Source organism: Arthrobacter sp. EPSL27, from assembly GCF_001512305.1.
GTDB lineage: Bacteria > Actinomycetota > Actinomycetes > Actinomycetales > Micrococcaceae > Arthrobacter.
Genome location: NZ_LNUT01000005.1, coordinates 506,853 through 532,093, shown reverse-complemented (window position 1 = coordinate 532,093; position 25,241 = coordinate 506,853). Strand labels below are relative to the sequence as shown.

General features: G+C 69.0%; 23 protein-coding genes. 1 reads left to right on the top strand and 22 read right to left on the bottom strand.

Annotated features, from left to right (window positions below; translation table 11 throughout):
- Positions 1–3: 3 nt before the first annotated feature.
- The 13 genes from AR539_RS13380 to pyrR form a co-directional block, all read right to left on the bottom strand.
- Positions 4–2,163, bottom strand: a complete 2,160-nt coding sequence (locus AR539_RS13380; protein ID WP_082699364.1) for a primosomal protein N' — start codon at positions 2,161–2,163, stop codon at positions 4–6.
- A 243-nt stretch (positions 2,164–2,406) separates the two neighbouring features.
- Complete coding sequence (metK, locus tag AR539_RS13375; protein WP_066437731.1) at positions 2,407–3,642, bottom strand: methionine adenosyltransferase; 1,236 nt, start codon at positions 3,640–3,642, stop codon at positions 2,407–2,409.
- A 78-nt stretch (positions 3,643–3,720) separates the two neighbouring features.
- Positions 3,721–5,007 (bottom strand): bifunctional phosphopantothenoylcysteine decarboxylase/phosphopantothenate synthase, encoded by a 1,287-nt coding sequence (locus AR539_RS13370; RefSeq protein ID WP_066437725.1) that lies wholly within the window; start codon positions 5,005–5,007, stop codon positions 3,721–3,723.
- A 23-nt stretch (positions 5,008–5,030) separates the two neighbouring features.
- On the bottom strand, positions 5,031–5,291 hold the full coding sequence (rpoZ, locus tag AR539_RS13365) for a DNA-directed RNA polymerase subunit omega (protein ID WP_011692102.1): 261 nt from the start codon (positions 5,289–5,291) through the stop codon (positions 5,031–5,033).
- Positions 5,292–5,330: 39 nt separating this feature from the next.
- Entirely contained in the window at positions 5,331–5,903 is a 573-nt protein-coding gene (gene gmk / locus AR539_RS13360) for a guanylate kinase (RefSeq protein ID WP_066437724.1), read from the bottom strand.
- Between the two features lie 24 nt (positions 5,904–5,927).
- Positions 5,928–6,263, bottom strand: a complete 336-nt coding sequence (gene mihF / locus AR539_RS13355) for an integration host factor, actinobacterial type (RefSeq protein WP_066437723.1) — start codon at positions 6,261–6,263, stop codon at positions 5,928–5,930.
- 513 nt (positions 6,264–6,776) lie between these two features.
- A complete protein-coding gene (gene pyrF / locus AR539_RS13350) occupies positions 6,777–7,655 on the bottom strand; it encodes an orotidine-5'-phosphate decarboxylase (RefSeq protein ID WP_066437720.1) in 879 nt (292 codons plus the stop codon).
- Positions 7,648–10,980, bottom strand: coding sequence for a carbamoyl-phosphate synthase large subunit (carB, locus tag AR539_RS13345; RefSeq protein ID WP_066437717.1), 3,333 nt, complete (start codon positions 10,978–10,980; stop codon positions 7,648–7,650). Before carB ends, pyrF begins: the two co-directional genes overlap by 8 nt.
- Positions 10,980–12,254: a glutamine-hydrolyzing carbamoyl-phosphate synthase small subunit gene (gene carA, locus AR539_RS13340; protein ID WP_066437714.1), complete on the bottom strand. Its 1,275-nt coding sequence runs from the start codon at positions 12,252–12,254 to the stop codon at positions 10,980–10,982. Before carA ends, carB begins: the two co-directional genes overlap by 1 nt.
- Positions 12,235–12,753, bottom strand: coding sequence for a PH-like domain-containing protein (locus AR539_RS13335; RefSeq protein WP_066437711.1), 519 nt, complete (start codon positions 12,751–12,753; stop codon positions 12,235–12,237). The genes carA and AR539_RS13335 overlap by 20 nt, the downstream gene beginning before the upstream one ends.
- Positions 12,753–14,144: a dihydroorotase gene (locus AR539_RS13330; protein WP_066437708.1), complete on the bottom strand. Its 1,392-nt coding sequence runs from the start codon at positions 14,142–14,144 to the stop codon at positions 12,753–12,755. The genes AR539_RS13335 and AR539_RS13330 overlap by 1 nt, the downstream gene beginning before the upstream one ends.
- Positions 14,144–15,181 carry an aspartate carbamoyltransferase catalytic subunit gene (locus AR539_RS13325; protein WP_066437706.1) on the bottom strand — a complete coding sequence of 346 codons (1,038 nt, stop codon included), beginning with the start codon at positions 15,179–15,181 and terminating at the stop codon, positions 14,144–14,146. The genes AR539_RS13330 and AR539_RS13325 overlap by 1 nt, the downstream gene beginning before the upstream one ends.
- Positions 15,178–15,792 carry a bifunctional pyr operon transcriptional regulator/uracil phosphoribosyltransferase PyrR gene (gene pyrR / locus AR539_RS13320; protein ID WP_066437704.1) on the bottom strand — a complete coding sequence of 205 codons (615 nt, stop codon included), beginning with the start codon at positions 15,790–15,792 and terminating at the stop codon, positions 15,178–15,180. The genes AR539_RS13325 and pyrR overlap by 4 nt, the downstream gene beginning before the upstream one ends.
- A 135-nt stretch (positions 15,793–15,927) precedes the next feature.
- On the opposite strand from pyrR, the gene AR539_RS13315 reads away from it, so the two are divergent.
- Complete coding sequence (locus AR539_RS13315; RefSeq protein ID WP_231728614.1) at positions 15,928–17,187, top strand: PrsW family intramembrane metalloprotease; 1,260 nt, start codon at positions 15,928–15,930, stop codon at positions 17,185–17,187.
- 130 nt (positions 17,188–17,317) lie between these two features.
- Here the strand turns inward: AR539_RS13315 and nusB are convergent, their stop codons facing one another.
- The 9 genes from nusB to ruvX form a co-directional block, all read right to left on the bottom strand.
- Positions 17,318–17,728: a transcription antitermination factor NusB gene (gene nusB / locus AR539_RS13310; protein WP_066437703.1), complete on the bottom strand. Its 411-nt coding sequence runs from the start codon at positions 17,726–17,728 to the stop codon at positions 17,318–17,320.
- Positions 17,728–18,291: an elongation factor P gene (gene efp, locus AR539_RS13305; RefSeq protein WP_066437700.1), complete on the bottom strand. Its 564-nt coding sequence runs from the start codon at positions 18,289–18,291 to the stop codon at positions 17,728–17,730. Before efp ends, nusB begins: the two co-directional genes overlap by 1 nt.
- Positions 18,292–18,469: 178 nt before the next feature.
- Positions 18,470–18,985 (bottom strand): tetratricopeptide repeat protein, encoded by a 516-nt coding sequence (locus AR539_RS13300; RefSeq protein ID WP_066437696.1) that lies wholly within the window; start codon positions 18,983–18,985, stop codon positions 18,470–18,472.
- Positions 18,985–20,076 carry a 3-dehydroquinate synthase gene (gene aroB / locus AR539_RS13295; RefSeq protein ID WP_066437694.1) on the bottom strand — a complete coding sequence of 364 codons (1,092 nt, stop codon included), beginning with the start codon at positions 20,074–20,076 and terminating at the stop codon, positions 18,985–18,987. The genes AR539_RS13300 and aroB overlap by 1 nt, the downstream gene beginning before the upstream one ends.
- Positions 20,073–20,666 (bottom strand): shikimate kinase, encoded by a 594-nt coding sequence (locus tag AR539_RS13290; protein ID WP_066439978.1) that lies wholly within the window; start codon positions 20,664–20,666, stop codon positions 20,073–20,075. The genes aroB and AR539_RS13290 overlap by 4 nt, the downstream gene beginning before the upstream one ends.
- Before the next feature lie 11 nt (positions 20,667–20,677).
- The gene (aroC, locus tag AR539_RS13285; RefSeq protein ID WP_066437691.1) at positions 20,678–21,877 is read right to left on the bottom strand and encodes a chorismate synthase; all 1,200 of its coding nucleotides are present in this window, start codon (positions 21,875–21,877) and stop codon (positions 20,678–20,680) included.
- 26 nt (positions 21,878–21,903) lie between these two features.
- A complete protein-coding gene (locus AR539_RS13280) occupies positions 21,904–22,821 on the bottom strand; it encodes a shikimate dehydrogenase (RefSeq protein WP_066437688.1) in 918 nt (305 codons plus the stop codon).
- Positions 22,818–24,641, bottom strand: a complete 1,824-nt coding sequence (gene mltG / locus AR539_RS13275; protein WP_066437684.1) for an endolytic transglycosylase MltG — start codon at positions 24,639–24,641, stop codon at positions 22,818–22,820. The genes AR539_RS13280 and mltG overlap by 4 nt, the downstream gene beginning before the upstream one ends.
- Entirely contained in the window at positions 24,638–25,237 is a 600-nt protein-coding gene (ruvX, locus tag AR539_RS13270; RefSeq protein ID WP_066437682.1) for a Holliday junction resolvase RuvX, read from the bottom strand. The genes mltG and ruvX overlap by 4 nt, the downstream gene beginning before the upstream one ends.
- Between the last annotated feature and the right edge of the window lie 4 nt (positions 25,238–25,241).

Here is a 25,241-nt window from a genome sequence, read left to right as displayed (position 1 = left end):
CGCCTAGAGCACGTCCACGCCGTCGAGCCGCAGCTGCACCGGCTGGTCGGCGCGTTTGGCGGCGGCAGCGGCTCTGACCGCCCGCAGCACTTTGGTGACGTCCGCGGCCTGGGCGTACGGGATGAACAGGAGCGTGCGGACATCCTCGGCGGCGGCCGCTCCGGGTTTCGGCGGGGCCCCGCCGGGCCCGGCGGCCAGGACCAGCGGTGCCGGCCCTGCGGTCCGTAGCACGATTCCGCGGGGTTCCAGTTGCTGTTCCACCGCTGTGCTGAAATGCCCGACGGCGGTCCGGCCGCCGGTGATGGAGGCGACCCGGACGGCCGGAGGCAGCTGCAGCTCCCGGCGGAGGGCCAGTTCCCGCTGGGCGTAGCCGGAGGCGTCCCAGCGGAGCAGGGCCCCGACCCCGGCGGCGTCGTCCGCGGTGATGACCACCAGGCCGCCGTCAGCGGCGGGCCGGACCAGGGCCGCGGCGTTGAACCAGCGGCGGACGGCGTCCTCCCCCGCCCGCAGGTTTTCCCGCCGCAGCAGTGAATCGCCGTCGAGCAGGAGCGCCGCGGCGTACCCTCCGGGGGCCACCGGTTCGGCGCCGACCGTGGCCACCACCAGCGCCGGGGTGTCCGGAACCGTGGCCAGCACCCGGTCCCCGGACGAGGTGACCACCGGTTTGCCCGGGAAGGCGCGGCCCAGCTCTTCGGCGGTGCGCAGCGCACCCGTGGCACCGCGCCGGAGCCGGACGCCGTTGCAGGTGGCGCAGCGCCAGGCGGGGGCCGGCGTCGAACACCAGCGGCATTGCGGCACGGCGGAACTTCCGCTGGCCCCGGCGACGGCCAGCGGGCCGCTGCAGGCGGTGCAGCGCGCCGGTTCACGGCAGTTCTCGCAGGCGAGGGACGGCGCGTAGCCGGCCCGCGCCACCTGGACCAGGACCGGTCCGCGCTCCAGTCCGTCCTTGGCGGCGCGCCAGGCGGCACCCGGCAGCCGGGCGATCCGGGCCAGCGGGTCATGCTCCAGCTCGTAGCTGTCGGCGGTGTTGAGCACCCGCGGCACGGCCCGGCGGACGGCGGGGCGGTCAGCCTCCACCGGGAGCGCCCACCCTGCCTCGACCAGACGCTGGGTTTCGGTGCTCCGGGTGTGGGCGGCCAGCAGGCAGGCGGCGCCCTCCTGCTCGGCGCGCAGCAGCAGCACCTCGCGGGAATGGGCGTAGGGTGCGCGCTGCTCGATGTGGAGGTCGTCGCCGTCGTCCCAGCAGACCACCAGCCCCAGGTTCTGGACCGGCGCGTAGGCGGCGGAGCGGGTGCCGACGGCCACCCCGGCGGCGCCGCTGAGGACCCGGAGGAAACTGCGGTAGCGGGGGGTCTGGCCGTCGTCGGCCGTCAGCCGGGCGACGTCCCCGGCGGGCAGGAGGTGCAGCAGCGCCTCCTCCACCCGGTCGAGGTCGCGGTAGTCGGGGACCACCACGACGGCGCCCCGGCCGGACAGGCGCACGGCCGCCACGGCCTCGGCAACCAGCCGGGGCCAGCTCCCCGGACCATATCCTTGGAGCGCGCTGAGCACGGCGCGGGGAGACTCCCCCGCGCCGAGGTGGCGCAGGAACGCCGGGCCGTTGCGGTAGGTGGACCAGGCGGAGGCTCCGAGGCCGGCAGGAGCCGTCCCGGCCCCGCCGCCGCCCCCGTCGTCGGCAAGAAGCGCCGGATCCAGGACGCCGTCCGGGGCCAGGTCCTTTTCGAGCTTCGCCATCCGGGGAGGCACGGCGACGCGGAGAACATCGCTGACCGTGCCGGCGTACCGTGCCGCGACGCGTCCGGCCAGTTCGGCGACCGGCGGCACCAGCACCGGGACGGCAGAGACCACTTTGTGCAGCGGGACCAGCGGATGCCCGGCGTCGGATTCCGCCACCCGTTCCAGGAGATAGCCGGAAAGGTCCTGCCCGTTGAACTTCACTTTGACCCGGACGCCCGGCTGCGCGGAGGTATCCAGCGCGGCGGGCACGCTGTAGTCGAAGGGCCGGTCAAGGTGCGGAAGGGAGGACTCGATCAGCACCCGGGCCACGGGCAGGTGCGGGGCCAGGGCCGGACCGGACGCCGGGGCGGCGGGAGCCGGAAGGCCGTGGAGCAGGGAGAGCTGCTGGGGTCCGCCGGACACACCGCCTGCAGGCTGAGGATCCACGGCTGGCCCCTCCTCTCACACTCGATCGGTCCGACAACGTCCTAGTGGCCAAGGCCAGGAAGGCAACTGGCCCAGCAGCCAAGAATCTTCAGCCAGAAACCCCAGTAGCCAAAAACCCCAGTAGCCAGGCCCCGTCATGGCGGCCTGGCTACAGCAGATCACACGGCACTGACAATTCCGCGTCTGTGGGCTGCCGGCACGGGCAGATACCGGCAACGACGCGTGCCAGCTGCCGGCGCGGGATCAGGCGTTGAAGAAGGCCTTGAGTTGATCCACCCGGTCCAGCCGCTCCCACGTGAAGTCCGGCTCCTCGCGGCCGAAGTGCCCGTGCGCAGCGGTCTTGGCGTAGATCGGGCGCTTGAGGTCGAGGGCGTCGATGATGGCGCGGGGGCGCAGGTCGAAGATCTCGGCGATCGCGGCGCTGATCTGGGCCGGGTCCACGGTCTCGGTGCCGAAGGTCTCCACGTAGGTGCCCACCGGGCGGGCCTGGCCGATCGCGTAGGCGATCTGGATTTCGGCGCGCTTCGCCAGTCCTGCGGCCACAACGTTCTTAGCCACCCAGCGCATCGCGTACGCGGCCGAGCGGTCCACCTTGGACGGATCCTTGCCGGAGAAGGCGCCGCCGCCGTGGCGGGCCATGCCGCCGTAGGTGTCGACGATGATCTTGCGCCCGGTGAGGCCTGCGTCGCCCACCGGACCGCCGATCACGAAGGCGCCGGCGGGGTTCAGGATGTTCCGGGTCCGGGAGGTGTCCAGGTTGGACATTGCCAGCACCGGGTCCACCACGTGGGTGGCGAGGTCGGCGCGGAGCTGGTCCAGGCTGGCGCCTTCGGCGTGCTGGCTGGAGATGACCACGGTCTCGACCGAGACGGGCCGGTCGCCGTCGTAGCCGACGGTGACCTGGGTTTTGCCGTCGGGGCGCAGGTAGGCGAGCTCGCCGTTTTTGCGGACTTCGGTGAGCCGCTCCGAGAGGCGGTGCGCGAGCCAGATCGGCACCGGCATGTAGGAGGGCGTCTCGTCGCTGGCGTAGCCGAACATCAGGCCCTGGTCGCCGGCGCCCTGGAGGTCGTAGTCGTCCTCCTGGCGGCCTTCGCGGGCCTCGAGGGAGTTGAAGACGCCGCCGGCGATGTCGTTGGACTGCTGGCCGATGGAGACCGACACGCCGCAGCGGGCGCCGTCGAAGCCGTTGGCCGAGGAGTCGTAGCCGATGCCGAGGATGGTTTCCCGGACGATCTGCGGGATTTCCACGTAGGCGTCGGTGGTGACCTCGCCGGCGACGTGGACCAGCCCGGTGGTGGCCAGCGTTTCCACGGCGACGCGGGACTCGGGGTCCTTGGCCAGGAGGGCGTCGAGGATCGCATCGCTGATCTGGTCGCAGATCTTGTCGGGGTGTCCTTCGGTCACCGACTCGGACGTGAAGAGCCGGAGCGAGGCGGGCGTGGACCCGTGGAAGTCAGGGATGTGCAGCGGTAAAGTCACTCAACTACCTTACTGGTTGGAAAACGGACGTCCGGGGGCGTGTGTCCCTGTGCTAAGGAGACGTTGCTGACACCGGTTTCAGGCTGGCGGGACAACGCGGCTCAGCTCGGCGCTGATGCGGTCAATCACGGCAGCCGCGACGTCGGATTTGGAACCCGACGCCTCTTGGGGTTCGGAGCCGGCGCGCGAAAGGATGACTACGGAGTTGGTGTCCTCGCCGAAGACCCTGTCCTGGCCCACGTGGTTCACCACCAGAAGGTCACATGCCTTGCGGCGCAGCTTGGCCATGGCGTAGTCCAGCACGTCGCCGTCGGCGTCGCCGGTTTCCGCCGCGAACCCGACAATGAGCTGGTCGCGGGAGGCCGCGTCGCGGACTTCGACGAGTTCCCGCAGGATATCCGGGTTCCGGACCAGCGTGATGACGGGATCGGCGACGTCGTCGCGCTTCTTGATCTTGGTGCCGGCAACATCGGCGGGGCGGAAGTCGGCGACGGCGGCGGCCATGATGATGACGTCCGAATCGGCGGCGGCATGCAGGGCCGCGGCGCGGAGCTCGAGGGCGGTCTCCACCTTTGTCGTCTCAACGCCGGCCGGCGGCGGGACGTCCATATGGGCGGCCAGGAGCCGGACGCGGGCGCCGGCGTCGCGGGCCGCGGCGGCCAGCGCCACACCCTGTTTTCCGGAGGAACGGTTCCCGAGGAACCGGACGGGATCCAGCGGTTCGCGGGTGCCGCCGGCGCTGATGGTGACGGTGAGCCCGGCCAGCGGGCGGGCCGACGGCGGCGCAACGGGCTCCTCGTTCGTGCCGGGCTGCGGGACCGTCGTGGGCGCGGCCGGAGCACCAGCGAGGGCCAGGGCCGCTGCGAAAATGGCTTCGGGGTCGGGCAGCCGGCCGGGGCCAGTATCGGAGCCGGTCAGCCGGCCGGAGGCGGGCTCCAGCACGGTAACACCCCGGCTGCGGAGCGTCTCAACGTTGGCCTGCGTGGCCGCGTGCTGCCACATTTCGGTGTGCATGGCCGGAGCCATCAGCACCGGGCAGCTGCCGGCCATAAGCAGCGTGTTGGTCAGCAGGTCGTTCGCCTGGCCCGCGGCGGCCCGCGCCCGCAGGTCCGCCGTGGCGGGCGCCACCACAATCAGGTCGGCCTCGTGGCCCAGCCGGACGTGGTTGACGGTGTGCACGTCGTCGAAGACGCTGTTGCTGACCGGGTGCCCGGACAGCGCTTCCCACGTGGCGACGCCCACGAACCGGGTCGCGGCCTCCGTGGGGATGACGGTGACGTCATGGCCGGCTTCAGTAAAAAGCCGGAGGAGCGACGCCACCTTGTAGGCGGCTATCCCTCCCCCGACTCCGAGGATTATGCGCACGTTATCCGCCCGAGTCTGCGGAATTACTCGGCAGGTTCGATCGGGGTGGAAACGAGCTTGCCTTCGTTGATCTCGCGCAGGGCGATGGAGAGGGACTTCTCGTTGAGCTTGGTGTCGACCAGCGGGCCGACGTACTCGAACAGGCCCTCGTGCAGCTGCGCGTAGTAGGCGTTGATCTGACGTGCGCGCTTGGCGCCGAAAATCACCAGTCCGTACTTCGAGTCGGCAGCCTTCAGCAGTTCGTCGATCGGCGGGTTGATGATGCCTTCAAGGTTCGTGGACACGAATTCTCCAAATTTTAGCGGGCTGATGGCGTTCCGCGCCTAGCGCGGGTGGGGGGTCAGCCCCATGAGTGAAACAAGCTCGTCTGCTGCCCGGCGAACGTCATCATTGATAACGGTGTGATCGAACTCCGGTTCAGCAGCTAGCTCTACTTTACCGGTTTCCAGCCGCCGCTGCTGTTCCTCGGCGCTTTCCGTGCCGCGGCCCACCAGCCGGCGCACCAATTCGTCCCAGCTGGGCGGGGCCAGGAACACGAACTGTGCGTCCGGAACGGCCTCCCGGACCTGGCGTGCTCCCTGCAGATCGATCTCCAACAGCACCGGGCGGCCCTCGGCGATCGCCTGGTTCACCGTGCTCTTGAGGGTGCCGTACGTGTTCTGTCCGTGCACCACGGCCCACTCAAGGAGTTCGCCCGCTGCGATCAAGGATTCGAACTCCTCCTTCGACTTGAAGAAGTAGTGCACCCCGTCGATTTCGCCGGGCCGGGGAGCCCGTGTGGTGGCCGAAACGGACAGCCATACCTCGGGGTAGTTGTCCCTGATGTAGGTGGACACGGTGCCTTTACCAACAGCCGTCGGGCCGGCGAGGACTGTCAGTCCGGGTTTCTTGCTCACGTATTCCTTTGGGCGGGATTGAAGTCAGCGCGGCGGACCGGGCTGTTTGTCTTTTATAAAATCTACCAGCGCGCGGCGCTGGTGGATTCCCAGGCCGCGGACTCGGCGCGACGCCGCGATGCCGAGCTGTTCCATGATGGCCGCGGCACGCACCCGCCCGATCCCGGGCAGCGCCTCAAGAAGCTCCACGATTCGCATCCGGGCGATCGCATCGTCGGTGTCCCCGGAACTGAGGAGTTCGTCGATGGACAGCTCTCCGGTCTTGAGCCTGTCTTTGGCTGCGGCCCGGGTGGTCCTGGCGGCGGCGGCCTTGCCCAAGGCGTCGGCACGCTCCTGCGGTGTGAGGGGTCGCAGACTCACTGAATGCCTCCCTGCATTGTCGGACGGACCGCGCAAACGGTCCGGCCCTGCGGGCGGGACCTCCCCAGCCGGCGCCGCGGACTTGTCCTGAACCTACCGTCTGGAGACAGAAGAAATCAATGGACGTTTGCCCCGGCCCCAGCTTGTCCCAAGGTCAGGCAGCGCGCAGCTCCTCGAGGGTCCGCTGCGCGGCGTCCCGCAGTGTTCTCACCCGTATGCCACAAATGGCCGGGAAAGCCTTCCCCGCTGCACCCGTTCACCACGAATGGCCGCCTTGACCGCCCCGATAGCGGCCATTCGTGGCAAATCGGCGACCCCGAATGAGACGACGGCTGCCCGACGCGCGGCCACATCTGAGGTCGGACCCGCAGCATCCGTTCGCCACGGCTGGCCGGCAAGACCTCCAGATATCCCCGGCTGCATCGATTCACCACGAATGGCCGCCTTGACCGCCCCGATAGCGGCCATTCGTGGCAAATCGGCGACCAGACCAGGAAATCGCCGCGGCGGCGCCTAGGCCGCGCGCAGCTCCTCGAGGGTCCGCTGCGCGGCGTCCCGCAGCGCCTGGACCTGCGGGCCGGCGCCGAGGATGTCGCGGCTGGACGTGCCCAGCACCTGGCCGTACGCGCTGCCGAAGGTGCGGCGCAGGTCCGCGGCCGTGGCGCCCTGCGCACCGAGGCCGGGAGCCAGGATGGGGCCGCACACCGCGGCCAGGTCCAGGCCAAGGTCGGTCAGTGCCGGGCCGACCGTCGCGCCGACAACGAGGCCGGTTGAACCGAGCTCCCCGCCCTGCGCCACGCCGTATCGCCGGTTTTCCGCCGCGGCGGCCTGGACGATCCGGCGGGCCACCGAGTCCGCGCCGCCCACGTGCTGGACGGAGGCACCCTCCGGGTTGGACGTCAGCGCCAGGACAAACACGCCGCGGCCGGTCTGCGCCGCGAGGTCCAGGGCCGGGCGGAGCGATTCGAAGCCGAGGTACGGGCTCAGCGTGACCGAGTCCGCGGCTAGCGCGGAACCGTCCCGCAGCCAGGCGTCGGCGTAAGCGGCCATGGTGGAGCCGATGTCGCCGCGCTTGGCGTCGGCGATGGTCAGCACCGCAGCCTCGGCCGCTGCGGCGAGGGTGCGCTCCAGGACCGCCATCCCCGCCGAGCCGTGCCGCTCGTACAGTGCCACCTGCGGCTTTACCGCGGCAGCGAGCGGTGCCACGGCGTCCAGGACGGTGAGCGAGAAACGCTCCAGCCCGGCGACGTCGTCGTTCAGCCCCCAGCCGGCCATCAGGGCCGGGTGCGGGTCAATGCCGACGCAGAGCGGGCCGCGCTCCGCCATGGCCCGGCCGAGCCGGGAGCCGAAGGACTCCCGGCCGGCCGTTGCTGCCTTGTCCGCCTCAGGCATTCTGCGGGACCCCGGCTGCGGCCTGGGCTGCGTTCTGCGACGCCGCCAGTGAGGCGGCGTGCTCCTGCAGGCTGGTCACGGACCACTCGTAGGTGCGCTGCGCCTCAATAGCCTGGACCGCGGCGTTGAACTCGGCCACCGTGGTGATGCACGGGACGCCGATCGACGTCGCTGCGGCACGCAGTTCGTACCCGTCGCTGCGGGCCTCGCCGCCCGAGGGGGTGTTGAAGACCATGTCGATCTCGCCGGCGACGATGAGGTCCGCGATGGTGCCCTCGCCTTCGGCGCTGGAGCCTTCCGCGACCTTCCGGACCGGGGTGGCCTGGATGCCGTTGCGGCGCAGGACGTCCGCCGTGCCGCCGGTGGAAACGATCTCGAAGCCGAGGTCCGAGAGACGCTTCACGCCCATGATGACCGAGCGCTTGTCCCGGTTGGCCACGGAGACGAAGATCTTGCCCTCGGTGGGCAGCGCGTTGTTCGCCGCGGCCTGGCTCTTGGCGAAGGCGGTGTCGAAGTGCTTGTCGATGCCCATGACCTCACCGGTGGAGCGCATTTCGGGCCCGAGCAGCGAATCCACCACCTTGCCCTCCATCGTGCGGAAGCGGCTGAACGGCAGCACGGCTTCCTTGACGGAGACCGGGGCGTCCAGCGGCAGCGTGGAGCCGTCGCCGGTTTCCGGCAGCATCTTGTAGGCGCTGCGCAGCTGGTTGATGGTGACGCCGGTGCCGATCAGGGCAGCGGCCTTCGCCATCTGCACGCCGGTCGCCTTGGAAACGAACGGCACGGTGCGGGAGGCGCGCGGGTTGGCTTCCAGGACGTAGAGCACGTCCGAGGCGAGGGCGAACTGGATGTTGATCAGGCCACGGACGCCCACGCCCTCGGCGATCGCCAGGGTGGCGGCGCGGACCCGCTCCAGCACGTTGTTGCCCAGGGTGATGGGCGGCAGCACGCAGGCGGAGTCGCCGGAGTGGATGCCGGCTTCCTCGATGTGCTCCATGATGCCGCCGAGGTACATCTCGGTGCCGTCGTACAGGGCGTCGACGTCGATTTCGACGGCGTCCTCGAGGAAGCGGTCAATCAGCACCGGGTGGTCCGGCGTGATTTCCGTGGCGTTGGCGATGTAGCGCGAGAGGTTCGGCTCGTCGTAGACGATCTCCATGCCGCGGCCGCCGAGCACGTACGAGGGGCGGACCAGCACGGGGTAGCCGATTTCGTCGGCAATCTTCTTGGCGTCGTCGAAGGACACGGCGGTGCCGTTCTTCGGCGAAATGAGCCCGCCCTTGTCGAGGACCCGGGAGAAGGCGCCGCGGTGCTCGGCGAGGTCGATCGCTTCCGGGGAGGTGCCGAGGATCGGCACGCCGGCGTCGGCGAGCTGCTGGGCGAGCTTGAGCGGGGTCTGGCCGCCGAGCTGGACGAACACGCCCATCACGCCGCCGGTGCGTTCCTCGGCCGCGATGACTTCCAGCACGTCCTCGAGCGTGAGCGGCTCGAAGTACAGCCGGGTGGAGATGTCATAGTCGGTGGAGACGGTCTCGGGGTTGCAGTTGACCATCACGGTCTCGTACCCGGCCTTGCGCAGCGCCATGGAGGCGTGCACGCAGGAGTAGTCGAACTCGATGCCCTGGCCGATCCGGTTCGGGCCGGAGCCGAGGATGAGGATGGACGGTTTGGCGTGCAGCGCCACCTCGTCCTCCTCGTCGTAGGAGGAGTAGTGGTAGGGGGTGTACGCGGCGAATTCGGCCGCGCAGGTGTCCACGGTCTTGTAGACCGGGCGGATGCCGAGGGCCTGCCGGACGCCGCGGACCACGTCCTCGGAGTTGTGCGTCAGGGCGCCGATCTGCTCGTCCGAGAAGCCGTGGCGCTTGGCGCGGGTCAGCATCTCCGGCGTCAGGGCGGCGGCCCGGCGGATTTCCGCCGAGATCTCGTTCAGCAGCTGCAGCTGGTCCAGGTACCAGGGGTCGATCTTGGTCGCCTCGAAGAGCTGCTCCACGGTGGCGCCGCCCAGAAGGGCGCGCTGGACCTGGTGCAGGCGCTCCGTGGTGGGGCGCTTGGCCTTTTCGATCAGCTCGGCCACTTCCCATTCCGGAACGTGGCTGAAGTCGAGCTGGGAGCCCTTCTGCTCGAGGGAGCGGAGGGCCTTCTGCAGGGCCTCGGTGAAGTTGCGGCCCATGGCCATGGCCTCGCCCACCGACTTCATGGTGGTGGTCAGCGTCGGGTCCGCCGCGGGGAACTTCTCGAAGGCGAAGCGCGGGACCTTCACGACGACGTAGTCCAGGGTCGGCTCGAAAGAGGCCGGCGTCTTCTGGGTGATGTCGTTCGGGATCTCGTCCAGGGTGTAGCCGAGTGAGAGCTTCGTGGCGATCTTGGCGATCGCGAAGCCGGTGGCCTTGGAGGCCAGCGCGGAGGAGCGGGAGACGCGCGGGTTCATCTCGATGACGACGACGCGTCCCGTGCTGGGCTCGACGGCGAACTGGATGTTGCAGCCGCCGGTGTCGACGCCGACTTCGCGGATGACGGCGATGGAGATGTCGCGCAGCCGCTGGTATTCGCGGTCCGTGAGGGTCAGGGCGGGGGCAACGGTGATCGAGTCGCCGGTGTGCACGCCAACAGGGTCGAAGTTCTCGATGGAGCAGACCACCACGACGTTGTCGTTCTTGTCCCGCATCATCTCGAGCTCGTACTCCTTCCAGCCCAGGATGCTCTCTTCGAGCAGCACCTCGGACGTGGGGCTGTACTGCAGGCCCTGGCCCACGATCCGGCGGAGGTCGGACTCGTCGTACGCCAGGCCGGAGCCGAGGCCGCCCATGGTGAAGGAGGGCCGGACCACCATCGGGTAGCCGAGGTCCTCGGCAGCGGCGAGGGCCTCATCGATGGTGTGGATGATGTGGCTGCGGGCGGATTCCGCGCCGCAGCGCTCCACGACGCCCTTGAACTTCTCGCGGTCCTCGCCGAGCTCGATCGCGGCGATGTTGGCCCCGATCAGTTCCACGTTGTACTTCTCCAGCACCCCGTTCTTGTCCAGCGCGATCGCGGTGTTCAGCGCGGTCTGCCCGCCCAGGGTGGGCAGGACGGCGTCCGGACGTTCCTTCGCGATGATCTTCTCGACCACCTCGGGGGTGATCGGCTCGATGTAGGTGGCGTCGGCGAACTCCGGATCGGTCATGATGGTGGCCGGGTTGGAGTTGACGAGGATGACCCGGAGGCCCTCCTCCTTGAGGACGCGCAGTGCCTGGGTGCCGGAGTAGTCGAATTCGGCTGCCTGGCCGATCACGATCGGGCCGGAACCGATGACCAGGACGCTCTTAAGGTCAGTTCTCTTGGGCATTACTTCTTGTCCTCAGTCTTGGATTCGGTGGAAGTCGTTGCAGCTGCTGCGCTCTTCGGGGCAGCGTCCGCCATCAGATCGATGAAGCGGTCGAAGAGGTAGGCGGCGTCGTGCGGGCCGGAGGCCGCCTCGGGGTGGTACTGGACCGAGAAGGCCGGGATGTCGAGGCAGGACAGGCCCTCGACGACGTCGTCGTTGAGGCTCACGTGGCTGACCTCAACACGGCCGAAGCGCTCCTCGGGGGCCTGCGTGGCACCCTCAAGCGGGGCGTCGACGGCGAAGCCGTGGTTCTGCGAGGTGATCTCCACCTTGCCGGTGCGGCGGTCCATCACGGGCTGGTTGATGCCGCGGTGGCCGTAGCGCAGCTTGTAGGTGCCGAAGCCCAGGGCGCGGCCCAGGATCTGGTTGCCGAAGCAGATGCCAAAGTACGGGATCTTCTCGTCCAGGACGGAGCGGAGCAGCTTGACCTGGTTGTCGGCGGTGGCGGGGTCGCCGGGGCCGTTGGACATAAAGAAGCCGTCCGGGTTGACCGCCTGGACGTCCGCCAGGGTGGCGGTGGCCGGGAGGACATGCACCCGGACGCCGCGCTCGGCGAACCGGATGGGGGTCATCCGCTTGATGCCCAGATCGATCGCGGCGATGGTGAACCGCGGTTCGCCGTCCCAGCCCCAGTCCTTGGGCTCCACGATGTAGGCCTCGTCCACGCTGACTTCCTCGGCCAGCCGCGAGCCCTCCATGGGGGCGCTCGCCAAGACCGCGTCCAGGAGCTCCTTGTCGGTGCCGACGGCGTCGCCGGAGAAGATCCCGGCGCGCATGGTCTTGTGTTCGCGCAGGTGGCGGGTGATGGCGCGGGTGTCCACGCCCTGGATGCCGACGACGCCCTGCTCGGCCAGCTCCTCGTCCAGGGAGCGCTCGGAGCGCCAGTTTGAGGGGCGCCGGGCGGCCTCGCGGACAATGTAGCCGGCCACCCAGATGCGCCGGGACTCGGCGTCGTCCTTGTTCACACCGGTGTTGCCGATGTGCGGGGCGGTCTGCACCACCAGCTGCCGGGCGTAGGAGGGGTCCGTGATGGTCTCCTGGTAGCCGGTCATGCCGGTCGCGAACACGGCCTCGCCGAGGGCGGTGCCGGTGGCGCCGTAGCTGGTCCCGCGGAAGATCCGGCCGTCCTCGAGGACGAGGACGGCGGGTTCCGGCGCTGCGGAGGCTGTTGCAGTTGCTGCGGTTGATGTCATGGGGTTCGGGTCCGTCACGTCGTTACTTTCCACTATCGGCATTGGCCTGGGGGGCCGCGGGGATCAAATCTTGCAGGGCGGTGAGGAGGGTGGCTTTGTCGCCGGCGTGCCGGGTGCGGAACCCGGAGTCCAGTTCACGGCTGCCCAGCATCCAGCTGAGCACCAAGAGGCCGTCCTTTTCGACGAACTTCCCGGCCATGCCGCTTTCCTGCCGCACCCCGGTGAGGCTGGCGGCCGGGATGAACACCGGCCCGGCGCCGGACCGGTCGAACAGCACACCCTCCGGGTGGACGCTGAGTTCGGCGTTGGTCCGGATGCCGAGGTTGTGCACGGCAATGCGGTCCAGCCAGTCACCGGCGGTGGTGGTGGCCACGTACTGGCCGTCCGCCACGGCCAGCGCGGCACCGAGCTCCGCGGGCATTTCCGGCAGGGGCTCGACGTCGGACTGGCGGCGCAGCCGGTTCCGCCAGCCGAGCCAGATGAGGACCAGCGCGACGGCGATGAGCACCAGGGTCAGGATGAGTGAGAGTTCCTTGACCATCAGAGGCTGCCAGCCGCTGCGGTGCCGGGCAGCTCCGGTGTTTCGGCAAGCCAGCGGTACGGGGTGTTGAGTTTGCCGTCCAGCACGGTGGGGTGGCCCTTGAAGAACGTTGCCACCACCTTGCCGGGGAGTTCCCGTCCGGCAAACGGAGAGTTGCGGCCCATGGTTGCCATCTTAGAAGGGTCCACGGTCCAGCGCGCAGCCGGGTCCACGAGTGTGACGTTTGCGGGTTCGCCGGCGTCGAGCCCGCGGCCCTGGTCGGCCACCCGGCCGATCGCGGCGGGGGCGGTGGACGTGACGCGGGCGAAGTCGGCCCAGCCCATCAGGCCGGTTTCGATCATGGTGTGCTGCACCACGGACAGCGCGGTCTCCAGCCCGGTCATGCCCATGGCCGCCTGGGCCCACTCGCATTCCTTGTGCTCGCTCGGGTGCGGGGCGTGGTCGGTGCCCACGACGTCGATGGTTCCGTCGGCCAGCGCGGCGCGCAGGGCCTGGACGTCGGCGTCGGTGCGCAGCGGCGGGTTGACCTTGTAAACGGGGTCGTAGCTGCGGGCAAGCTCGTCGGTGAGCCAGAGGTGGTGCGGCGTGACCTCGGCGGTGACGTTGACCCCGCGGGACTTGGCCCACCGGATGATCTCGACGGATCCGGCGGTGGAGACGTGGCAGACGTGGAGCCGGGAGCCGACGTGCTGGGCCAGGAGGACGTCGCGGGCGATGATGCTTTCCTCGGCGACGGCCGGCCAGCCGGTGAGGCCCAGGACGGCGGAGACGTCGCCCTCGTTCATCTGCGCGCCGGCGGTGAGGCGCGGTTCCTGCGCATGCTGGGCGACGACGCCGTCGAACGCCTTGACGTATTCCAGCGCGCGGCGCATCAGGACGGGATCGTGGACGCAGATGCCGTCGTCGGAGAAGACCCGGACGTGCGCGCGGGAATCGGCCATGGCGCCGAGTTCGGCGAGCTGCTCCCCCGCGAGGCCCACCGTCACGGCGCCCACCGGGCGGACGTCCACCCAGCCGGCTGTGCGGCCCAGGGTGAGGACCTGTTCGACGACGCCGGCGGTGTCAGCCACCGGGGTGCTGTTCGCCATGGCGTGCACGGCGGTGTAGCCGCCCAGGGCGGCGGCGCGGGTGCCGGTCTCGACCGTTTCGGCGTCCTCGCGGCCCGGTTCGCGCAGGTGTGTGTGGATGTCCACCATGCCGGGCAGGGCGACCAGCCCGGCGGCGTCAATTACTGTTGCGTTCCTCACTCTTGCGCCATCCGCGGACAGGTCCTGGCCGCGTTCGGCGATGATCCCGTCGCGGATGAGGAGGTCCTCGGGAGCCCCGCCGAGAATGGCGGCGCCGCGGATCAGGTAGGCGCCGGCGCCGGCGTCGTGGTGCTGTGATGCCATTAGTGGCTCTCCTTGGTGGCGTGGGCCGGGTTGGTCGCTGCGGAATGGGTGGAAGCGGTGTGGTGCGCCGGTTCGCGGGTGTCCCCGGAGAGCAGCAGGTAGAGGGCCGCCATGCGGATGGACACGCCGTTGCGGACCTGCGCCAGCACCGTGGACCGGGGCGAATCGGCGGCGGCGGAGGAGATTTCCAGGCCGCGGTTCATCGGCCCGGGGTGCATGATGATGGTGTCCTTGAAGCCCAGGCTGTCCAAGGCACGGAGCCGGTTGTCGTCGAAGCCCCAGCGGCGCGAGTATTCGCGGGTGGTGGGAAAGAACGAGGCGTTCATCCGCTCGCCCTGCACACGCAGCATCATCATCGCGTCGACGCCGCCGGCCAAGGTCTGGTCCAGATCGTAGCTGACCTTGCAGGGCCACTTCTCGACGCCGATCGGCAGCAGCGTGGGCGGGGCCACCAGGGTCACGTCGGCGCCGAGGGTGCGCAGGAGCCAGACGTTGGACCGGGCCACCCGGGAGTGCAGCACGTCCCCGGCAATCGCAACCCGCATGCCTTTGAGGTCGGCCCCCGCGGACGGGGTGCCGGCCAGCCGTGCCCAGTGGCGTCGCATGGTGAAGGCATCCAGGAGTGCCTGCGTGGGGTGTTCGTGGGTGCCGTCGCCGGCGTTGATGACGGCGGCGTCGATCCAGTCGGTATCGGCGAGCCGGTGCGGGGCGCCGGAGGCCCAGTGCCGGATCACGACGGCGTCGGCGCCCATCGCGGAGAGCGTCTGGGCCGTGTCCTTGAGGGATTCGCCCTTGGAGACGGAGGAGCCTTTTGCGGCGAAGTTGATGACGTCGGCGGAGAGCCGTTTGGCGGCGGCCTCGAAGGAGATCCGGGTGCGGGTGGAGTCCTCGAAGAACAGGTTGACCACCGTGCGGCCGCGGAGCGCGGGGAGCTTTTTGACTTCGCGCTCCCCCACGGCCGCCATTTCCTCGGCGGTGTCGAGGATGCGGATGGCGTTGGCCAGGCTCAGGTCCTCCGTGGACAGCAGGTGCCTCATGCTGTGGCCTCGATGACCACTTCGTTGACCGGGGTGCCGCCTGTTTCCCCGTCTCCGGCGGAGTCGGTTTCCTCGAGCCGGACCCGGACTTTTTCGGCCGAGGAGGTGGGGAGGTTCTTTCCGACGTGGTCCGCGCGGATGGGCAGCTCGCGGTGGCCGCGGTCGATCAGGACCGCGAGGCGGACGATGCGCGGGCGGCCGAGGTCGATCAGGGCGTCCAGGGCGGCCCGGATGGTGCGGCCGGAGTAGAGGACGTCGTCGATCAGGACCACGACTTTGTTGTCGATGCCGGTGCGCGGCAGCTGGGTGGGGTAGACCGGGCGGGTGCCCTGGTGGGAGAGATCGTCGCGGAACATGGTCACGTCGAGCTGGCCGACGATCGCGGCGGGGTCCACGGTGGGATCGGCGGCGGCAATCTTGGCGGCGAGCCGGACGGCGAGGGGGTAGCCCCGGCGCGGGATGCCCAACAGGACCAGGTCCTGGGAGCCCTTGTTGGACTCGAGAATCTCATGGGCGATACGAGTGAGTGCACGGTCGATGTCCGCCTGGCTGAGTACCACTCGGGTAAGAACAACCTTGGCCGGAACCGGTGCTTCTGGAACAGAAGTCAACGCTCGTCTCCCCTTTCCCCGCCTCACGGGACGGAATTAAAAAAGGATTGTTTGCCTTCCCAAATTACCACAGCGGGAATGGCGCCCTGCGGCGCGGGCATGCGTTTAAGCTCACACGGACATAGGCTCGGGACCATGACGATGAACGATCCGCGCCCGGGGCCGGGGCACCCCGGCTACTCCCCCGGCCACCAGCGGCCGCTGCCCCAGCAGGCGAATCCGACCTGGCTCGGGCATGTACAGCCGGAGTACTACCGGCCAGCGCCGGCCAACAGCTCCGGCCGGCCCAGCCCGGGGCTCCCGCCTGCCCCGCAGGCCCCGCGCCGCCGCGGCTCCGTGTCCGGACTGCTGGTGGCGGGCGTGTTCCTGGGGTTCTTCAGCCTCTTCCTGGTGCTGCCGTTCCTCCTGGGCAGCACGGGCATCTCCGGCTTCGTGGTCGGCTTCATCGCCTCGCTCATCCCCCTGGGCACCGTTCTGCTGACTGTGCGCTTCATTGACCGCTGGGAGCCGGAGCCCCGGCCGCTGCTGGTGTTCGCGTTCGTGTGGGGCGCTGCGGTCTCGATTGCCGTGACCATGATCCTGCAGCCCTATTTCTCGGCCGTGGCGGGGCCGGCGTCCGGGCTGGACTATACGACGTTCGCCGTGACCGTGCAGGCCCCGGTGGTCGAGGAGTTCGCCAAGTCCCTGGGCCTGCTGCTGCTCCTGCTCTTCGCCCGGAAGCACTTCGACGGCCCGGTGGACGGTGTGGTGTTCGCGTTCACCATCGCGGCCGGGTTCGCGTTCACCGAGAACATCCTCTATTTCGGCCGGGCGATCGCCGAATCGAGCGATCCCGGCACGGAGCTGGCTGTGGTGTTCTTCCTCCGCGGGGTCATGTCGCCGTTCGCCCACGCCATCTTCACCGGCACCACCGGCCTGATCATGGGCTTCGCCGCGCGCCGCTGGCACAACGGCCTGTCCGTGCTGGCGTTCGGCGTCGGCCTGGTCCCGGCGATGCTGCTGCACAGTGCGTGGAACAGCATGGGCGCGAACTTCCTGGCCACGTACATTCTGGTCCAGGTGCCCATCTTCCTCCTGGCGGTCCTGGTGATCGTGCTGCTGCAGGTCGCGGAGCGCCGCCTCACCCGCCAGCGCCTGAAGGAGTATGCGGCGGCCGGCTGGTTCACCGCGGCGGAGGTGGAGATGCTGGCCACCGGCGCCGGCCGCCGCTCGGCCGTTCGCTGGGCGGCCTCCACCGGCCGTGGCCCGCAGATGAAGGCCTTGGTCCATGCCGCCACGCAGCTCGCCTTCACCCGGCAGCGCATCCTCAGCGGCCGGGACGTCCCCGCGCATCAGCTCGATGAGCGGCAGCAGCTCGCCGAGATCACCGCGCTCCGCGCCGCCGTCGTGGGCTGACTCCCCGATAGGGACAAACGGGACAGGGACAAAGAAACAGGGACGAAAACGGAGGCACAAAAGAACCCCGCCCGGGTGACCAGTTCAGGTGACCCGGGCGGGGTTCTTCGTTGCGCAGCGCTTAAGCCGCTTACGCCAGCAGCGAGGGCTTCAGCTGCTGCAGGCGGCCCAGCAGGCCGTTGATGAACGACGGCGACTCGTCCGTGGACAGGGTCTTGGCCAGTGCCACGGCTTCGCTGACGGCGACGCCGTCGGGCACGTCGTCGTTGTAGAGCAGCTCCCAGGTGCCGATCCGCAGGATGATGCGGTCCACGGACGGCATCCGCTCCAGCGTCCACCCCTGCGAGTAGGTTTCCAGGAACTCGTCGATGGCGCTCTGGTGGGAGATGACGCCTTCGACGATTTCGAGCGTGTACGGATTGACGATCTGATCCGTCCGCTCCCGGCGGGCCTTCAGCACATCGAACGCCGACACGGAGCGCTGCTCCGCCTCGAAGAGAACATCCAGTGCCCTGTTACGGGCCTTACCGCGTGCGCTCACTAGTCGTTGACCCGGCCGAGGTAGCTGCCGTCGCGGGTGTCCACCTTGACCTTGGTGTTGTTCTCGACGAACAGGGGCACCTGGATCTCGTAGCCGGTTTCAAGGGTGGCGGGCTTGGTGCCGGCCGAGGAGCGGTCGCCCTGCAGGCCCGGCTCCGTGTAGGTGATCTCGAGCACGACGCTCGGGGGCAGCTCGATGTAGAGTGGGTTGCCCTCGTGGATGGCGATGTTCACCATCTGGTTCTCGAGCATGAAGTTGGTGGCGTCACCGACGGTTGCACCCGGAACGGTGAGCTGGTCGAAGTCGGTCGTGTCCATGAATACGAAGTCCGCGCCGTCCTGGTACAGGTACTGGTAGTCGCGGCGGTCGACCGTGGCGGTCTCGATCTTGAGTCCGGCGTTGAAGGTCTTGTCGACCACCTTGCCGGACATCACGTTGCGCATCTTGGTGCGCACAAACGCGCCGCCCTTGCCTGGCTTGACGTGCTGGAACTCAATGACGTTCCAGAGCTGGCCCTCAAGCTTAAGGACGGTTCCGTTCTTGATGTCGTTAGTGGTTGCCACAGTATCCTTCGGGTTCGTGTCTAGCTGCTTTCAGCTGCCAGCCGTTATGCCAGGCAAGCAGGCCGAATGGCTGCCAGCGCGTATTTATCAAAAATCCAAGAACCATTCTACCGGTTTTGTCCCCGGGCTGCCGGACGGGCCCGTGCGGCGCTGCCGCAAGGGGTTTTTGGACCTCGGATCAGGAGGCGAGATCCGCCACGTCCCGGGCGCGCCGCAGCGCCACCGTGGAGGCGTAGATCAGGGCCGCATCGGCGGAGCCGGCGACCCGGAGGTCGAGGGCTTTGGTGAAGGATTCGACGGCGGCGGCAATGTTGCCGCTGGCGAAATAGGCCCGGCCCAGGTGCTGGCGGATGGCGGCCTCGTCCGGCGTGCCGTGGGTCTCGGCCAGCAGCTGGCGGAACAGGTCCACGGCCCGGTCCAGCCGGTTGGAGACCCGCAGGACGTCCGCTTCGAAAATCCGCAGGCGCAGCGAGGCGGGATCGGCGTACCGGGCTTCGGCGAGCAGCTCGGCGGCCTCGGCGGCGTGCCCCTCGACGAGGCGCACGAAGATCACGTCACCGGGGTCGGTGGAAGCGGCCAGTGCCGCGGCGCAGGCTTCCTCGTTGACAACCTCCGCGACCAGGCTGTCCGGGTTGATCTTGATCCCCGGGAAGCCTGCGTCCGGCCAGTCGCTGGTGCCGCTGGGAAAAGCCATCAGGAGGCAATCTCCTGGTACGCGGCGAACAGGAGGGAGGTGTCCGGGACGTCGAGGATGCCGGGACGGCCCACGCCGTCGAGCACCACGAAGCGCAGCAGGTCCCCGCGGGACTTCTTGTCCCGGCGCATGCCGTCGAGCAGTGCCTGCCAGCGGTCGCGCCGGTAGGTGGTGGGAAGGCCCAAGCTCTCCAGGATGCTGCGGTGCCGGTCGGCGTCGGCGTCGCTGAGCCGCCCGACGCTGCGTGCCAGCTCCGCGGCGAACATCATGCCGACGGAGACGGCGGCTCCGTGCCGCCAAGAGTAGCGCTCGGCGAGCTCAATCGCGTGGCCCAGGGTGTGGCCGTAGTTGAGGAATTCGCGCTGGCCGGTTTCCTTGAGGTCCTCGGACACCACCTTCGCTTTCACGGAGATGGCGCGTTCGATGAGTTCGCGGACGGCGTCCGAGCGCGGGTCCGCGACGGCGGCGGGATCCTGTTCGATCAGGTCCAGGATGGCCGGGTCGGCGATGAAGCCGCACTTTATGACCTCGGCCATGCCGGAGATCATCTCGTTCTTGGGCAGGGTGTCCAGGGTGTCGAGGTCGGCGAGGACCCCGGCCGGCGGGTGGAACGCGCCGACGAGGTTCTTGCCTTCAGCGGTGTTGATCCCGGTTTTGCCTCCGACGGCGGCGTCCACCATGCCGAGCAGGCTGGTGGGCATGTGGATGACCTTGACCCCGCGCAGCCAGGTCGCGGCGACGAAGCCGGCCAGGTCGGTGACGGCCCCGCCGCCGACGGCGACAATGGCGTCCGATCGGGTGAAGTCGTTCTGGCCCAGCACCTGCCAGCAGAACGAGGCCACCTCGATGTGCTTGCCTTCTTCGGCATCGGGAATTTCGGCCGTCAATGCCGTGAAGCCGGCGGCTGCGAGTTCTTCCCTGACGGTGTCACCGGTGAGGCGCAACGCGCGGGGGTGGATGACCAGGACGCGCCGGACGCGCTCGCCCAGGAGCGCGGGGAGGCCGGCCAGCAGGCCGCGGCCCACCACGACGTCGTAGTTTTCGCCGGGCGTCTGACCGGTGACCTTGATGACGGTTGATTCGGTGATCACTTTCCAACTTCCTTAGTCCGCGCTGCCGTGGGTACGGCCGCGGTTGTGCCGGCCGCGTGCCCGCGCAGCGCCTCTTCGAGCCGGTGCGTGAGGCCCGGGACGGACCCCGTCCGCACGTCCAGCACCAGGTCGGCCAGCCGTTCGTAGACCGGCCGCCGGGTGGCGAACAGCGTCTTCCATCGTGCCATGGCGTCTCCGGCCAGCAGGGGCCGGCCCGAATTCCTGGCGATCCGCTCCGCCACGGTGTCCGCGTCGCATTCGAGGTAGACCACCGTACACTGCCGCAGCAGCTGCTGCGTGCCGGAGTCCAGCACCGCGCCGCCGCCCAGGGAGATGACGGTGCTGGTGCCCTGCGCGTCCTCAATGGCCCGTGCGACGGCCCTGGCCTCGAGCTCCCGGAAGGCGTGCTCGCCGCGGCCGGCAAAGATCTCCGCGATGGACCCGTGGCTGGCCACCACCACAGCGTCGGTGTCCACGAAAGGCGCCCCCAGGTGCTGGGCGAGCTGGTGTCCGATGGCCGATTTGCCTACGGCCATCGGTCCGATCAGGACGACGGGCCGGGCAGTGTTCGGCGCCGGCACTGCCGGCATGGCGCCCGGCACTACTGGCCGATCGAGTCCAGGGACGCCGGAATGTTGTCCAGATAACCCTTGATGTTGCGGGCGGTTTCCTGCACGGAATCGCCGCCGAACTTTTCCATGACGGCCTCGGCCAGGACCAGCGCCACCATGGCCTCGGCCACCACCCCGGCCGCGGGGACGGCACAGACGTCGGATCGCTGGTGGTGGGCCTTGGCGGCCTCGCCGGTGCTGACGTCAACGGTCTTGAGCGCGCGGGGCACGGTGGCGATCGGCTTCATGGCGGCGCGGACGCGCAGCACATCGCCGATGCTCATACCGCCTTCGATGCCGCCGGCGCGGTTGGAGGTGCGGATGATGGTGCCGTCGGCGTCCTTGACGATCTCGTCGTGTGCGGCCGAGCCGCGGCGGGATGCGGTGAGGAACCCGTCCCCGACTTCCACGCCCTTGATGGCCTGGATGCCCATCAGGGCGGCCGCCAGCCGTGCGTCGAGGCGCCGGTCCCAATGGACGTAGCTGCCGAGTCCCGGCGGGAGTCCGTAGGCCAGGACCTCCACCACGCCGCCGAGGGTTTCGCCTTCCTTGTGGGCGACGTCGACCTCGGCAACCATGGCGTCGGAGGTTTCCCGGTCGAAGCAGCGCAGCGGGTCGGCGTCGAGGGCCAGGACGTTGGCCGGGACGGGCAGCGGCCGGCCTTCCGGAACGGCGGTGCTGGCGATCGAGACCGTGTGCGAGACCAGTTCGATGCCGAGCTGCTTAAGGAACGCGGAGGCTACGGTGCCGAGGGCCACGCGGGTTGCCGTTTCGCGGGCGCTGGCGCGCTCGAGGACGGGCCGGGCCTCATCGAAGCCGTATTTCTGCATGCCCGTGAAGTCGGCGTGGCCGGGACGCGGGCGCGTCAGCGGGGCGTTGCGGGCCTGGTTGGCCAGTTCCTCGGGGTCCACCGGGTCGGCGGACATGATCTGCTCCCACTTGGGCCATTCGGTGTTGCCGACCTGGATGGCGACGGGGCCGCCCTGGGTGATGCCGTGGCGGACGCCGCCGAGGATGGTCACCACGTCCTGCTCGAACTTCATCCGCGCGCCGCGGCCGTAGCCTAGGCGGCGGCGGGCCAGTGAATCGGCGATCTGCGCGCTGGTGAGTTCAACACCGGCGGGCACGCCTTCGATAATTCCGACCAGTGCCGGGCCATGGGATTCTCCGGCAGTCAACCAACGCAACATAAAATCCATCCTGCCATGTAAGGCGGTTAGAACACCCGTCGGGGCGCCCCGACTGCGTCACACATCACATCTATGACTTCGGCCGGCATGGCGTCCCCCAGGCCGGTGAAATGGCGGACCTGTTCCACGGCCTGGTAAATCAGCATCTCCAGTCCCGGGACCACGGTCCCGCCGGCTTCCTGCCAGGCGGCGGCGATCCGGCTGGGCCAGGGATCGTAGGCGACGTCCAGCAGCACCCCGGGCCGGGCCGCTTCAAGGGAGGATCCGGACCCGCGCTGCCCGAACAGCTGCGCGAGGTCATCGGCCAGCGGGTCGGCAGCCCGCGGCGGCAGGGTGGAGATGACGACGTCGGCCGCGGCCAGGGCGGCAGCCGCGCCGCCCAAGGGAAGGATCTGCACCGGAAGGCCGACGGCGGCAGCGGCTGCCTTCGCCTCCGCGGCGCGGCTGACGTCGCGGACGAAGACGTCCGCGGAAGGTGCGTCCAGTTCTTTCAGCGCCGCCACGGCAGCTGCGGAGGTGCCGCCTCCGCCCAGCACGGCGGCCTTCGGCGCGGACGTGGCACCGGCATAGCGCAGGGCGTTGACGATCCCGGCGACGTCGGTGTTGTAGGCCACCAGCCGGGTGGCCCCGTTAGTGTCCCCCGGCGCCGCGGGCTCGACAGCGACGGTGTTCACGACGCCCAATGCCCGGGCAACGCCCCGGACCTCATCCACTTCTTTCAGCATGCCGGTTTTCAGCGGCATGGTGACCGACAGGCCCCGCCAGCTGCCGACCTGCCGCACGTCCTCGCGGACCCCGGCCATGAAGGCCGGCAACGCATCCTCGGTCACGTCGATGGCCGTGTAGTCCATCTCCATGCCCAGGCGGGCGTAGGCGGCACGGTGCAGCGCCGGTGACTTGGAGTGGCTGATGGGGTGCCCGAGCACGGCGGCCCGCAGCGTCATACGCAGCGTCCGGGGTTGTCCGCGCACCAGGCGTTGTAACGGTCCACGTTGACGTTGTGCTCCGCCAGCGTCTTGGCGAACAACGTCTCCTTGGTGTCCAGGTTGATTGTCACCCAGTACAGGTAGTCGTTCGACTTCGGCTTGGCCGCCGCGTCGATGGCGGTCTTGCCTGGCGAGCCGATCGGCCCCACCGGGAGCCCCTTGTTCGCGTAGGTGTTGTACGGGTTGGACGCGTCGGCCTTTTGTTCCTCGTCGATGTGGAAGCTCTTGATGCCCAGCCCGTAGGTCACCGTGGCGTCGGACTGGATCAGTCCGTTGGTTTCGACGTTGTCCGGCTTGAGGCGGTTGTAGATGGCGCCCGCCACATCGCCGTACTCCGCCTGGCCGCCTTCGGCTTGGACGATGCTGGCGACCGTGACGACGTCGTACTGCTTCTCGGGGTCAGTGACGCCCTGCGAGACCAGTTCGTCCAGCGTGGTGGAGACGAGCTTCTGCAGCACCTCCTTGGCAGGGGTGCCGAGCGGGAAGCGGTGCTCGCCGGGGGCGAGGAAGCCTTCGAGGTTCCTGGCCCTGGACGGTACGCCGAACTGGGCGGGCGAGTCGCTGAGTTCCTTGAGCTGGGCGACCGGGACGCCGGTGCCCGCGGAGATGGCCTCGAGCGATTCACCGATCCGGAGCCCGGCGCTCAGGGCGAAGTACATGACCTTGCCCTGGTCCTTGTTGAGGAGCACGGCCACGGCGTCGGAGTTCTTCATCTCGTTGCGCATGGTGAAGTCGCCGGGAGCCAGTGCCCCGCCGGAGGCAAGGAAATCCTTGAGGAACGTGTCGGCGTTGGCCACCACGTTCTTTTGCTCGAGTTCAGTGGCCACGGACTTCGGGCCGGCGCCCGGCGGCACGGTGATGACTACCTCGCCGGTCCCGGGGCCGGGGAAATCGGCCACCTTGTCGCCGCCGAGGAGCGGCTTGATGAACTGCGCGCCGACGGCAAGTGCCACGACGAAGACTGAAAGGGTCAGCAGCAGCGCCAGGAAGCGGCGCCGGCGGCGGACCTTCTTGGACGGGCCCTTGGACGTGCGGATGGCGGCACCACCGGCCAGAACTACGCGGCCGTCTTCCTCGTGCTGGTAGTCGGCGGGATGGGTGTCCGCACCGGGGTGGCCGTAGGAGGCATCCTCGGCTGCATGGACGGGGTACTGCTCTGCATCATGACCGTGGGCGTCATAGCCGTGGTCATGGCTGGAATCATGGGCCGGCACTGCGCCGGCGTACTCATGGACGGGTTCCGCAGGCGCAGGCTCGTAGTGCACCGGCTCATCGTGCACGGGCTGTTCCTGCACGAACTCTTCATGCGCTGGCTGTTCGTGCACGAACTCTTCATGCGCTGGCTGTTCGTGCACGAACTCTTCATGCGCTGGCTGTTTGTGCACCGGCTCGTCATAGACGGGCTGCTCATGCGCTGCATCTTCATGAACTGCTTCTTGATGAGCGGCTTCTTGATGAGCGGCTTCTTCATGAACAGTGGGGGCCGCAGCCGGAAGGTCCGGCGCATTGGCAGCCTGGACCGGTTCCGGGTGGGCGGGTGCCGGCTGGACCGGTCCGGGTTCGATTGGTCCGGGTTCGGAGGCAGCGTCCCGGCCGGCAATGGCGTTAAGCCCCGCGGGCGGGGTGTCAGCGGCGGACTGGAAGGCCTGCGGCGGGATCACGTCCTGCCCCTGCGTCGCCTGGGACTTTTCCTGGGCCCTGATCTCCTTCCGCGTCAGCGGTCGGCCGGCGCCGCCGAAAGCACCGCTGGAGGGATCGTCACTGTTGACCGGGCTCACTGTAGCCTTCCATATTGGGCAGAATGCGTGTGTGCAGATTGCATATCCGTGGCGGGTCCGGCCTGAGCGCCGTCCCCGATCGGCCCCGGCGAGGACTCCGCGATAACGCGGCGTCCCACATCCGTCCCCCTGGCCTTTTGCATATCGATCGCGTGTTGCAGGATACCTGCGGCCGCAACCTGATCAACTACCTTACGGTGGTTCCGGCTGCTCATGCCAGCGTCGTGCAGGTTCCGGTGTGCAGTCACCGTGCTGAGCCGCTCGTCGACCAGCAGCACCGGAACCTCGGAACCGCTCTCCCCCAGTTTACCCGCCAGTAGCTCGGCGTAGTCTGAGGCCATCCGGGCGGAGGCATGTTCCTCGCCCTTCATGGTCCGCGGCAGGCCGACAAAAATCTGGACCGCACCGAGTTCAACAGCCAACTCCGCGAGGATCCGCACGTCGGTATTCTTCTTCGCGTTCCGCTCCAGCGTGCGGAGCGGGGTGGCCAGGATGCCGTCGCGGTCGCAGACCGCGACGCCAACCCGGACGGTGCCGACGTCTATCCCCAGTTTCACGCCCCGGGGGTAGTCGCCGGTCACAGCAGCTTCGTTCATGGTC